The organism is Paraburkholderia sediminicola (assembly GCF_046030555.1).
GTDB classification, from domain to species: Bacteria; Pseudomonadota; Gammaproteobacteria; order Burkholderiales; family Burkholderiaceae; genus Paraburkholderia; species Paraburkholderia sediminicola_E.
On sequence record NZ_JAQQCH010000010.1, the window covers coordinates 19,423 to 31,528 of the forward strand.

The 12,106-nt window shown below is 62.6% G+C and carries 10 protein-coding genes; 3 read left to right on the forward strand and 7 right to left on the reverse strand.

Going from position 1 to position 12,106, the window contains the following annotated elements:
• Window positions 1-9: 9 nt before the first annotated feature.
• The 4 genes from PQQ52_RS15865 to PQQ52_RS15880 form a co-directional block, all read right to left on the reverse strand.
• Window positions 10-3,480, reverse strand: a complete 3,471-nt coding sequence (locus PQQ52_RS15865; protein WP_408212870.1) for a DEAD/DEAH box helicase — start codon at window positions 3,478-3,480, stop codon at window positions 10-12.
• A gap of 324 nt (window positions 3,481-3,804) precedes the next feature.
• Window positions 3,805-4,638 (reverse strand): DeoR/GlpR family DNA-binding transcription regulator, encoded by an 834-nt coding sequence (locus PQQ52_RS15870; RefSeq protein WP_408212873.1) that lies wholly within the window; start codon window positions 4,636-4,638, stop codon window positions 3,805-3,807.
• A gap of 104 nt (window positions 4,639-4,742) precedes the next feature.
• Window positions 4,743-5,144: a type II toxin-antitoxin system MqsA family antitoxin gene (locus tag PQQ52_RS15875; protein ID WP_408212876.1), complete on the reverse strand. Its 402-nt coding sequence runs from the start codon at window positions 5,142-5,144 to the stop codon at window positions 4,743-4,745.
• A gap of 2 nt (window positions 5,145-5,146) precedes the next feature.
• The gene (locus tag PQQ52_RS15880; protein ID WP_408212878.1) at window positions 5,147-5,443 is read right to left on the reverse strand and encodes a type II toxin-antitoxin system MqsR family toxin; all 297 of its coding nucleotides are present in this window, start codon (window positions 5,441-5,443) and stop codon (window positions 5,147-5,149) included.
• 162 nt (window positions 5,444-5,605) lie between these two features.
• Here PQQ52_RS15880 and PQQ52_RS15885 point away from each other — a divergent pair, with 162 nt between their 5' ends.
• Window positions 5,606-8,110, forward strand: coding sequence for a GcvT family protein (locus PQQ52_RS15885; RefSeq protein WP_408212881.1), 2,505 nt, complete (start codon window positions 5,606-5,608; stop codon window positions 8,108-8,110).
• Between the two features lie 17 nt (window positions 8,111-8,127).
• Complete coding sequence (purU, locus tag PQQ52_RS15890; RefSeq protein ID WP_408212883.1) at window positions 8,128-9,003, forward strand: formyltetrahydrofolate deformylase; 876 nt, start codon at window positions 8,128-8,130, stop codon at window positions 9,001-9,003.
• Between the two features lie 84 nt (window positions 9,004-9,087).
• Here purU and PQQ52_RS15895 read toward each other — a convergent pair whose 3' ends face one another.
• From PQQ52_RS15895 to PQQ52_RS15905, 3 genes are all read right to left on the reverse strand, one after another.
• Window positions 9,088-9,633, reverse strand: a complete 546-nt coding sequence (locus PQQ52_RS15895) for a cytochrome b (RefSeq protein WP_408212886.1) — start codon at window positions 9,631-9,633, stop codon at window positions 9,088-9,090.
• On the reverse strand, window positions 9,630-10,721 hold the full coding sequence (locus tag PQQ52_RS15900; RefSeq protein ID WP_408212888.1) for a catalase family peroxidase: 1,092 nt from the start codon (window positions 10,719-10,721) through the stop codon (window positions 9,630-9,632). The genes PQQ52_RS15895 and PQQ52_RS15900 overlap by 4 nt, the downstream gene beginning before the upstream one ends.
• A gap of 114 nt (window positions 10,722-10,835) precedes the next feature.
• Window positions 10,836-11,105 (reverse strand): DUF4148 domain-containing protein, encoded by a 270-nt coding sequence (locus PQQ52_RS15905; RefSeq protein ID WP_408212891.1) that lies wholly within the window; start codon window positions 11,103-11,105, stop codon window positions 10,836-10,838.
• A 167-nt stretch (window positions 11,106-11,272) separates the two neighbouring features.
• On the opposite strand from PQQ52_RS15905, the gene PQQ52_RS15910 reads away from it, so the two are divergent.
• Window positions 11,273-11,998 (forward strand): anti-sigma factor family protein, encoded by a 726-nt coding sequence (locus PQQ52_RS15910; protein ID WP_408212893.1) that lies wholly within the window; start codon window positions 11,273-11,275, stop codon window positions 11,996-11,998.
• Window positions 11,999-12,106: the final 108 nt, after the last annotated feature.

Sequence of the window (12,106 nt, forward strand, 5' to 3'; positions counted from 1 at the left end):
CCTCACCCTTTATCGCCCGCTTTCAATCTCCGGCATTGGCGCGAATAGCGCGTCGAGATCGTCGTCCGAGAACTTGGTAGCGCCGGCGGCGTCTTCGGAGAGAATGCTGTCGGCGAGACCCGCCTTCTGCTCCTGCAACTCCACGATCTTTTCTTCAATGCTGCCTGCGGCAATCAGCTTGTAGACGAACACAGGCTTGTCCTGTCCCAGTCGATGCGCGCGGTCGGTCGCCTGATTCTCGGCGGCTGGGTTCCACCATGGGTCGTAGTGAATCACGGTATCCGCGGCGGTCAGATTCAGGCCCACGCCACCGGCCTTCAGACTGATCAGGAACAACGGCACCTCGCCCTGCTGGAAGCGCTCGACCGGCGTGACGCGGTCCGTCGTGTCGCCGGTCAGGATCACATAGGGGATCGCAGCTTCCTCGATCGCTTCAGCGATCAGCGACAACATGCCGGTGAACTGCGAGAACAGCAGCACGCGCCGTCCTTCCTCGATCAATTCAGGCAGCATCGACAGGAGCAAATCGAGCTTGGCCGAGCGCGTGACGCGTGCGCCCTTTTCGGCCCTCTCTGTTTTTTCCGCTTTGACGCGCTTTTCGACCGGCTCGCCCGGATTTTCGTCAACCTTGATTTTCCGCACGAGACGCGGATCGCAGCAGACCTGACGCAGCTTCAACAAGGCATCGAGCACGATAATGTGGCTGCGCGCGAGACCTTGTGCACTAACCGCCGCGCGCACTCTCTCCTGCATCGCGGTGCGCACTGTTTCGTATAGGTCGCGCTGCGCGCCTTCCAGATCGACTGAACATACGATCGTGGTCTTGGCCGGCAACTCCTTCGCGACCTCGTCCTTACGGCGGCGCAGCATGAAAGGCCGGATGCGGCGCGCCAGCAGCGCGCGGCGCACGCCGTCACCGTTCTTCTCGATCGGATTGCGCCAGCGTTTGGTGAAGTCTTTCTGGCTGCCAAGAAAGCCCGGCAACAGAAAGTCAAACTGTGACCACAACTCGCCGAGGTGATTTTCCAACGGTGTGCCCGTCAAGCACAGCCTATGCCGCGCGCGCAATCCGCGAATCGCCTGCGCGGCTTTGGTGGAGGCATTCTTGACGTACTGCGCCTCATCGAGGATCAGCAGATGATAGTCGTGCTCGGCGAGCACCTTCTGATCGCGCCACAGCAGCGCGTAAGTCGTGAGAATCAGTTCATGCTCGCCGATCTGCTCGAAACGCTCCTTGCGCTGCGGGCCATTCAATATCAGTACTTTCAGTCCGGGGGCAAAGCGGCGCGCCTCCTCACGCCAGTTGTGCACGAGCGTGGTCGGCACGACGATCAGCGCTGGACGGTCGAGCCGCCCAGCTTCTTTCTCCGCGAGGATGTGCGCGAGCGTTTGCACGGTCTTGCCGAGACCCATATCGTCAGCAAGTACGCCGGCCAGGTCGTGTTCGCGCAGAAACTGCATCCAGTTCAGGCCCTGCTGCTGATACGCGCGCAGCTCCGCCTTCAGGCCACGCGGCACCGGCACCTCGTGCAAGCCCGGGCCGGCCTGCAAACGCCTCGCCAACTGACGGATCGAGTCGTCGCCCTGGAATTGCCAGCGACCGGTGCTGTTCAATGCTTCAAGCCGGCCCGCATCGACGGAGGGCACGCGCAGCGGCGCGCCGTCGGCTAACGCGCCACCCAGTGCGTCGAACAGGTCGACCAGCACGCGCACCACCGGTTTCAACCGGTCGGCGCGCAGACGCAGACGCTTGTTTTCGTCGGTCTTCAGTTCGATCGGTTCGTCGTCGGCGATGGTTTCGAGCGCGCCGCCAAGCCAGCGCCGGTCGCGGCGGAACAGATCGGCGAGCAGCGGCTCGAGCCGCACATTGCGCTCGCCGATGCGGATGCCCATCTCCAGATCGAACCAGCCGTCGCCTGCCTGATGCGCGGTGCCGTCGATCGCGTCGATCTCGATGATGTTGTAGCGGAACGCCGGCGCCATCGTTACGCGCCAGCCTTTGCTCACGAGGTCAGGCACCGCGTCATTGACGAAGGCGGACCAGGATTCGGCGTCGGGCAAACCGAGCATCGTGTCGGGTAGAAGCCGCGATGCGTACACGCGGCTGGTCGGGACTTTCTGCAACCCGGTCTTGCGCAATTCGAGCAGGCGCTTCTTCTCAGCTTCGTAGCGCCGGCGAATATGGATGACGTCGCCGCCGGGCATCGGCACAAGCGTGACGCTACTGTCGACGTTGATACTGACGCCGTCGTAATCGAAGCTGACACCGGCCAGCTCAACAGCCTCGGACTTGCGCTGCCCCGTCCTGGCCGTGGAAGGCAGCGCATGACTGTTGAGCGTCAGCACCGGCACCGGATCGACGTCGATCACGCGGATCGAGGACGCATCTTGCGTGGGCGGCAGCGGCAGATCGGGCGCGATCTCACGCAGCACCGAGGCGACGAGCGGCGCTTCGGCGAGCGAGATCGGCGGCATGGCGAGGTAGTCGGGCAACTGCTGGAACGGCAACGACGACTCGACGATGCCCGCTTCATTCGCGACGCCGTCTACATACCACACCGGCTCAGTGGGCAGCACCATGGTGGCGCGCGGCTCGGTGCACAGCACGGGCCGCAGGCGTTCATCCGCCAGCGGCTCCCATTCGATCCGTCCGGGCCGGTCGGCGCCGCGCGACAGCGGAGTCGGCCCCTCGTGACCCGGCGCCGGTTTGAGCTCGAAGAACAGGCGTCCCGTAGCAATCAGCTTTTGCAGCATCTCCGCGCCGCTGGTGCCGCGCAGAATGAACTGGCCGAAGTCCTCGCGTGAGCGGCCCAGCCACAGACCGCGCAGGATCGACAGGTCTTCGTCGGAGACGAATCTGGGTTGCTTGAGCAGGGCCGCTTCCACATTGCCCCAGGGCTCGTCGACTTCGACAATCGTGCCGTCCGGATTGCAGTGCGCCCGGTACAACACCACCTCATGGCGCATGTGGAACTTGGACCAGTTCAGCAGATAGGCCAGCGTTTGAGTACGCACGGCGCCTGCCTTCTGGGCGACCGCATCGGCGGCCTCGGCACGCGCGCGAAAACGCTCGAGCCAGCTGACCAGCTCGGGGCGCACACCGGACTGCGGCTGCGCTGCCGTTCCCGACGGCGTCTGCGGGTAGCCGGCGGACGGGTGCTCGTCGGCGCCGACGTCGACGTTGGTGATGTGGTCCATCTCGTTGTGATACTCGAGCTCGGCGAGCAGCAGCGCGGCGACATGCTTGCAGTTGCGGCCGACCGGGCAGGTGCAGTCGCCCTGCGCCCACGGTGAGCTGCCATCAGTACGAAACCGCACCCGCGTGTGGTAGGGCAGCACTTGTGTGCCTTGCACGTAGCCACTGAGCGTGGCGCCGTGCCATTTCACATTCGTGACGGCGCCGACCGACCGCGCCTTGGCGACCGTGTGGTCGCCGAGCCATTCCGCAATCCGTTCCCGATCAAAGAAAACTGACGACATCAGGGTTCATCCATATTCGAGCCGGCGGGGGCGACTATGCGCGGACGTTGAAGCGACGCGGCAGCCGATGAATGACGACTGCCGGTGCCGCTCGGTCCTGCATAGATTGCCCGTGGTAACCCGCCATTTTACGCGTTGGACGCAATTGGCTGTGGCAGTGCCTTGAGAGGCGCCGCACGGAGCGTAAAAGACTGGATTGGATTGGATTGGATTGGCTGGCCGTGGCGTGGCGGGAGCAGCCGGTTGGCAGGTCGACCTGGCGCATAGATCTGCTCAGCGCTTCCGCTTTCTCGAAGCATGGAGCCGATCAGCGCCCCCGCTTTCTCAGAGCGCGGAGCCGATCGGCCGGCCGGCTGCGCTGCCGTTTTCGGCATCCAACCCGGCGTCGCCATGCCTAGGTGCACCGACACTGACTTCCAGGCCGGCTGCCGCGAACACTTGAGCGAGCGCGGGTGCGGGCGCTTCGTCGGTGACCAGCAGATCGACCGCATCCGGGCCGAAAGCGTGCACCAGCGCGCTATGACCGAATTTCGCATGGTCCGCCGCGACCACGCGCCGCTCAGCCTGCGCGAAGGCCGCGAGCGAAAACACGACGTCGGCAGGTAGCACGTCCATGAAACGACCCTGCATGTCGATTGCGGTGACCGAGACGATCGCGTAGCGCACGTGGAACTGACGCAGGAAGGCGAGCACGCTGTCGCCGAAAGCGGCGGAGTCGTCAGCGCGCAGTTCGCCCCCCGCGATGAACACCCGATTGCCGTTGCGCGGCGCCAGCACGCGGGCGACTTCGATGGAATTGGTCACGACCGTGAGCCGCGAGCGCGCGGTGAGCGCCTGCGCGATGTGCAGACAGGTCGTACCGCCCTCGAGGATCAGCGAGTCGCCGTCCCGGACCAACTCGCCGATGCGCGCGCCAATCGCCTGCTTGCCCTCGCGGCTTGCCACCATGCGCCGCTGGAACGGCGGCTCGTCGAGCCGCTCGGGCAGCATGATCCCGCCATGGACCTTGATGAGCAGGCCGTCGGCGATCAGCGGCTTGATATTGCGGCGGATGGTCTCGTCGGAAACCTCGAAGCGGCCCGCGAGATCGGTTATCGTGCAGGTGCGCTGCTCGCGGACGAGTCGCAGAATTTCGGCTTGGCGCTGAGTGGAGAACATGGGGTTCAGACCGGAAGGACAGCGCCCAGTTTAGCAAACACCTCATAGTCCGCCAAGAAATCCCAACGCATTCCAATACAAACCCACATACAGCACATTAATGCTCAGCCCGCTCTCACTTCCGCCAGCAACTCCGGATGCCGATCCAGCACCTTCAACAATTTGATGAGCGCGAGCGGCGGCCTGGTCTTGCCATTCTCGTACCGCGAAAAAGCATTCACCCCGCCGCCGAAAATTTCCGCTGCCTCGCGCTGGTCCAGATCAAGCTTCTTGCGTACGGCGGCAATGAATGCGGGATCCACTTGCGATGCATTCACCTCTTTGTTGAAGGCCAGCATCATTTGACCCGTGCGGGTCGCTTCGTCCATGTCGAGCACCGCCTCTTCGCATGCAGGGCAATAGTCGCCCGTGACGGATTCGAAGATGGCCGTCTCCCCCTTGTAGACATAACGCATATTGCGCGTATCGCGCACCAGTTCGGCCGCTCCGCAGTTTGGGCATTTCATGCTCACCACTCCTTGAATGACACGACGAGGACGTCGTCGACCACCGTCAATTTCAAATAGACCATGCCTGCTTCGGTCATGGCGCAGTAGACGTCCTGCCAGACCCGATGGTCCGCGTACGTGGTCATGCTTTTTCGAAAATCCCGCCGATCGAGCGACATCAATGTCTCGACGATGGTTGCAGGCCCGAGGCCGAGTGCCGCAGCGCCAATCACGGCCGATTTCGTGATTCTGATCTTCCCTACCCGCGCCAGGTCCTGGACATCTGCCAATCGGCAGTGAGGCGTACTTTTTTCCAATCTCCCCCCTCTATATTAACCTACTTGGTTAAAAAAAGTAGCGTTGCCGTCTGTTACCGACGTATCTGCCATCGTCTTTGATCCGGCATTAATTAAATAGGTCGTTGCTTTTTGCCAAATTTTGTCGCAATCTACGCACGTCAATTCAACTCACTTCCACAAATGTCCACATTCATCCCGGTCCACGCGCGCGTCGTCATCATTGGTGGCGGCATCATTGGCTGCTCCGTCGCCTATCACCTCACGAAACTGGGCTGGACCGATGTGGTTCTGCTCGAACAGGGTCAACTGTCGTGCGGCACGACCTGGCACGCGGCCGGCCTCGTCGGCCAGTTGCGCGCGCAGGAAAGCATGACCAAGCTGATCCGCTACTCGACCGCGCTCTACGCCGAACTCGAAGCCGACACCGGCCTCGCGACCGGCTGGAAGCAATGCGGCTCGCTCTCGGTGGCTCGTACGGCCGAGCGGATGACCCAACTCAAGCGCACCGCCGCCGTCGCGCGCGCGTACGGCGTGGCGTGCGACGTGATCAGCCCGCAGGAAGCCGGCGATCTATGGCCGGTGATGCGCACCGACGACCTGCTTGGCGCCGTCTGGCTGCCCGGCGACGGCAAAGCGAATCCCACCGATCTGACTCAGGCCCTCGCCCGCGGTGCCCGCACACGCGGCGCACGGATCGTCGAGAACACCCGCGTCACGGCGATTCACACGCGCACCGCGCTCGAAGACAAGGCAAACGCCACGACCGGCGCACGCGAAGTCAGCGGCCTCGCGTGGCGCAACAAGGACGGCGAAGAAGGCACGATCAGCGCGGATGTCGTGGTGAATTGCGCAGGCCAGTGGGCCAAAGCGGTTGGCCGCCTGTGCGACGTAACCGTGCCGTTGCACTCGGCTGAGCACTACTACATCGTCACCGAACGCATTGCCGGCGTGCATCCTGACCTGCCGGTGATGCGCGATCCGGACGGCTTCATCTACTTCAAGGAAGAAGTGGGCGGCCTCGTGATGGGCGGCTTCGAACCGAATGCCAAGCCCTGGGGCATGAACGGCATCCCGGACAATTTCGAATTCCAGTTACTGCCCGACGACTGGGATCAGTTCGAAATCCTGATGGAAAATGCACTCCAACGCGTGCCCGCCCTCGAAACAGCGCAAGTGAAGCAGTTCTACAACGGCCCGGAGTCGTTCACGCCAGACAACAACTTCATGCTCGGCGAAGCGCCGGAGTTGCGGCGCTTTTTCGTCGGCGCGGGTTTTAATTCGATGGGGATCGCGTCGGCCGGCGGCGCCGGCATGGCACTCGCCGAATGGATCGTTGCCGGCACGCCGACCATGGACCTGTGGCCGGTCGACATTCGCCGCTTCGCGCGCTTTAATGGCAATGACACCTGGCTGCACGACCGCGTGAAGGAAACGCTTGGTCTGCACTACGCCATGCCGTGGCCGAACCGCGAACTCGATACCGCACGGCCGTTCCGCCGCTCGCCGCTCTACCCGATGTTGCGCGACCAGGGCGCGAGCTTTGGCAGCAAGATGGGCTGGGAGCGTCCGAATTTCTTCGCGCCAAGCGTGGCTGAAGCGAAGATCGACTACGCCTTCGGTCAGCAGAACTGGCTGCCGTGGAGCGGCGCCGAGCATCGTGCCTGCCGCGAAGGCGTGGCGCTGTTCGACATGACCTCGTTTTCGAAATTCCTCGTGAAGGGGCGTGACGCGCAAAGCGTGCTGCAAGGCATCGTCACCAACGATGTTGCGGTGCCGACCGGCACCACCGTCTACACCGGCATGCTCAACGAGCGCGGCACCTACGAGTCCGACTTCACGTTGACCCGCCTCGCCGACGATCAATACCTCATCGTCTCCGGCTCGGCGCAGACCACACGCGATTTCGACTACATCGAGAAATCGATCCCGCACGATAAGCACTGCATGCTGGTCGACGTCACCGGCCAATACGCGGTACTGGCGGTGATGGGACCGCGCTCGCGCGAGCTGCTGCAGAGCATCTCGAAGGCGGACTGGAGCAATGCGGCATTTCCTTTCGGCCAGAGTCGTGAAGTGGATATCGGCTATGCAACGGTGCGCGCCACGCGGCTCACCTACGTCGGCGAACTAGGCTGGGAACTGTACGTGCCGGTCGAATTCGCGGCGGGCGTCTACGAGACGCTGCAATCGGCGGGCCAACCGTTCGGCCTCGCCAATGCGGGCTACTACGCCATCGATTCGCTGCGCATCGAGAAAGGCTATCGCGCATGGGGCCGCGAACTGACGCCGGACTCGAACCCGTTCGAAGCGGGTCTCTCGTTCGCCTGCAAGCTCAATAAAGACATTCCGTTCCGTGGCCGCGAGGCCTTGCTGAAACTGCGCGCGGAACCGCTGCGCCGACGCATGGTCGTGCTCACCGCCGACGGCGCGGCCGATCGCATGCTGTGGGGCGGCGAGGCGATCCTGCGCGACGGCAAGCCAGTTGGCTTCGTCAGCTCGGCGGCCTTCGGCCACACGTTCGGCTGCCCGGTGGCGATGGGCTACATCAACAATCCAGACGGCGCGGCGGACACAGCGTATTTGAGCAGCGGCCGCTATGAGTTCGACGTAGCCGGCGACCTTCTGCCTGCCACCGTGCATCTCAAAGCACCCTACGACCCGCGCTCAGAACGCGTCAAAAGCTGATCGAACCGGAACCGCTCATGCCACACCTTGATAACAGCTACATCCTGAAGCTGTCGTGTCCCGATCAGCCGGGTATCGTGCATGCGGTTTCGGCCGCATTGCTCGAAAGCGGCGCGAATATCGTCGACTCCGCGCAATTCGGCGACCGCCGTACCGAGCGTTTTTTCATGCGCACGTATTTTCAGTTGCAAACCGGCGGCGACGCTTGCTGCGACGACCTGCGCAAGCGCTTCGAACCGCTTGCGCCACGCCTGAACATGCAATGGCAAATCGCCGATGCGTCGCACAAGCCGCGCGTTCTGTTGATGGTGTCGAAGATCGGGCATTGTCTGAACGATCTGCTGTTCCGCTATCGCACCGGACAGCTGAACATCGAGATTCCTGCGATTGTGTCGAACCACAAGGATTTCTACCAGTTAGCCGCGAGCTATAACATTCCGTTCCATCATTTCCCGCTCCAGCAGTCGACCCCTGCGGCGAGGGCCGCGCAAGAAGCGAAGATCTGGGAGGTGGTAGAGGAACACGCGATTGATCTGGTGGTGCTCGCGCGCTATATGCAGGTGCTGTCGGCGGACCTGTGCGAGAAGCTGGCCGGCCGGGCCATCAACATTCACCATTCGTTTCTGCCGAGCTTCAAGGGCGCCAAGCCGTACTATCAGGCTTACGACCGCGGCGTGAAACTGATTGGCGCAACGGCGCATTACGTGACGACCGATCTCGACGAAGGACCGATCATCGAACAGGCAGTTGAACGCGTGGACCACGCGATGGACCCCGACGAGTTGACAATGATCGGACGCGACGTGGAATGTGTCGCACTGTCGCGGGCAGTCAAGTGGCATCTGGAGCATCGCGTGATTCTCAACGGACATCGAACCGTAGTGTTCCGATAACGCCTGCCTGGTCGATCAGCAGGCTCGCCCCCAGCCCTGCGGCACAGCGCTGCCCTTGCCAGAACGACCTGGGCGGCGCTTCCCTCAAGCCCGGCGCCCGCCGCGCGCCATACTCGAAAAGACTCCGTCGCGGCGGATCAATCCATGAAACAACGCTGCCGCGAGATGCAACAGCACCGTGGCAAACAACGCGAATGCCAGCCATGTGTGCAGGGCACGCAGTACCGCGAACAGTTCGACGTTGTGCGGTGCAATTGGCGGCAAATGCAGCGGGCCATATAGCGTGATCGGATATCCGGCCGCGGATAGCATTGCCCAGCCGATCAACGGCATTGCCGCCATCAGCGCGTAGAGGACCCGATGCGAAGCCTTGGCCGCGATGCGCTGCGGCGCCGGCATGTCTGCCGGCAACGGCGGACTACCACGCCTGATACGCACGCTCGCACGCAGTATCACCAGCAACAACAGCGCAATGCCGAGCGGTTTGTGAATCGCGATCAGCGTGTTATGCGCATGCGACACCGTCGCAACCATTCCCACGCCGATGAACAGCATCGCGATGATCAGCGGCGCCATCGTCCAATGCAGGAGCCGCGCGAGCGGACTGAAATGTGCGTATGCCGGCTTCATGACCGACCTCCGTTTGTCTGCGTTTGATGAATCTCGGGATGCAGCGTTTCTTCACGCGTACGGCGCTTGTACGACAGCGCGTACGCAGCCGAGCGCGCGGCGAGCAACGGGTCGTCCGACGGTTTGATACCGGCCGGCAAAATGGTGGGATCGAAATTGACGTCACGGCAGGCACCGTTTTCCTGCGATGTCGTGTGATCGATCACCAGCGTGCCCGCGTCGATCTGTTGATGATCGTCGGCCCATTGCATCGTCGCGTCGTCGGTGGGGTCGCCCGGTCGCGCGACCGTCAGGATCAGATGCCAGCGCAACGGTCCGCTTTGCAGGCGCTGGTCGAGATCGGTCTCGAGGAAATTCTTTTCGGCCTTTTGCGCATCGGTAATCGGCGCGTACGGCGTCTCCGGCACCATCGCCCAACGCACCGCGCGACTATTGCCCGCGTAGTCGGTAAAACGAAACGCGTTGATGCTGTAATACGCAGCGTTCGCCAGGCTCGATGACGGCGGATGCGCTTTCACCCATGCCTGAAACGGCTTGGTTTCCGGATTCGCGGCGTAAAACGCTTTCAGCTTCGCCGGGTCTGGCTTACCGGTCGCGGCATCCGGTTTGGACGCAAGCAGTTGCTGATAAAACTGCTCGGGCGTATGCACGGCAAAAACGGGCGTCGAATTCATCCCCGTCCGCCACTGCTCGCCGTTCTGCAACTGAAACAGCAAGGCCATGCTGCGCACCGGCGAACTGGTGTCGCGCGCCGATGGGTTGCCGCCCGGCACAGCAAAGCGGCCCGTGACCGGCGTGCGGCCAGCAACAAACACCGCGGCGCGCGACAGCACACCACCATCGCCATTACTGTCGAAATAGCCCGCCACGCATAGACCCTTTGCATGATTGCGGCGGTAGCCGGGATGTGGCTGGCCGGCCACGGCTTCGAACGTATTGATGAAACGCGGCGCGCTGAGCCGCCCCGGTGTCAACCAGCCCGCCGTATAGGCAAAGCCGCCGGCCAGGACTGCAACGACCGCGCCGATCGCGGCGAGCCGGCATGGCACACATATAGGCTTAGTATTGGGAACGGATGGTTTTGTCACAACGACTCCTTGACGCTCGAATAGATGCACTCATCGGCTAACACCGCATTCGGTGATCTATTCCATTCGAGATCCGGCGTGTCCGTTCGCTACGCACGCCGGATCCCGATCGCGTCAATTGACGTCACCCGCCGACGCGCTGCCGCTCGCGACATGGCTCGCGGCGGCCGCCTGGGCGGCGAGCGCTTCCTTGTGCTGCTCCACCTGCCGTGCGAAGACGGGATTCACGTCCGGATACGATGCGTCGGTCACATAGTTGAGGCCGTTCTGTTGGGCTTCGATCAATTCCTGGTACACCTGAGCACGTGTCTTACCTTCTGAAAAAGCGCTCGACGAAGCGGCGAGAATGACAACGGACAATGCTGCAAAAGTGATCTTCTTCATGATGAACTCCTGTGAGTTTTGTGCGGGCTTGCATGAGGGAGAACCACGAGTTCGTGACTTTTATTCCTGCATTGGCGATTCAAAAAAAACAAACTTCGAACCCGGAATAAACTCACACCTGCGCGTGTTCGCCACTCGATAGCTGAAATCCGACAACCGCCAAAATCATGACCTCAACCGACGTCCCCTCCGACTCGCCGCTTTCCGAAGCGGACATTCAGGCGTATGCCGATGGCACGCTGACGCCGGAACGCGCTGCGTTCCTGCAGGACTACCTCGGCAAGGACCCGGCGGAAGCGCGCAGGGTGGCGTTCTACGGCAGGCTGAACGCGCAGATGCAGCAGGCCTTCCAGACAACGGAGGAACCCGTTTCGAGCCAGGCAGAAGGATGGCGCGGCACGCTCGGTCAGCTGAAGGCCGCGAGGCGTCCGGGCAAAGCGGCAAAAGCGTTCGGCACGCTCGTTCTGACGCTAGCGGCCGCCAGCGGCTGGCTTGCCGCCACTCAGGTGTCCCGTCAGGCACTCGACAATGCCGCCGTGATGGCGCTGGCAGAAACCGCCGACGCACAGTTTTCCGCTGCGTCGCCCACGCGAACCGACGTGTCCGCGCCCAACCTCGCGGCAATCGGATTGCGATTGGTAGATCAAAGGGTCCTATCGCTCGGCCCATTCCAACGCGCCAGCGAATTCGTCTATCTGAACGGCGACAACCGGCCGGTGGTGCTGATTTCGACGCTCGCATTGCTGGCGCCGGCTCAGCCGCAATGGGCCGCCCACCGCATCGGCGAGATCCGCCTGTTGACCTGGACGGTCCGGCGGCAACGCTTCGTGGTCGCCGGCGACGCCCGCACCCACGGCCTGATGCGCGCCGCCGACGTGATGACCATGCGGTAAGTCCGCGCCAGATTTTCGCAACGCGGCAAAAAACAACGGAATAAAATGCGCCCACGCGTGTTTGCACCTCGAATACGCGTGGTGGTTCAATCGACGGCCGCCCACCCG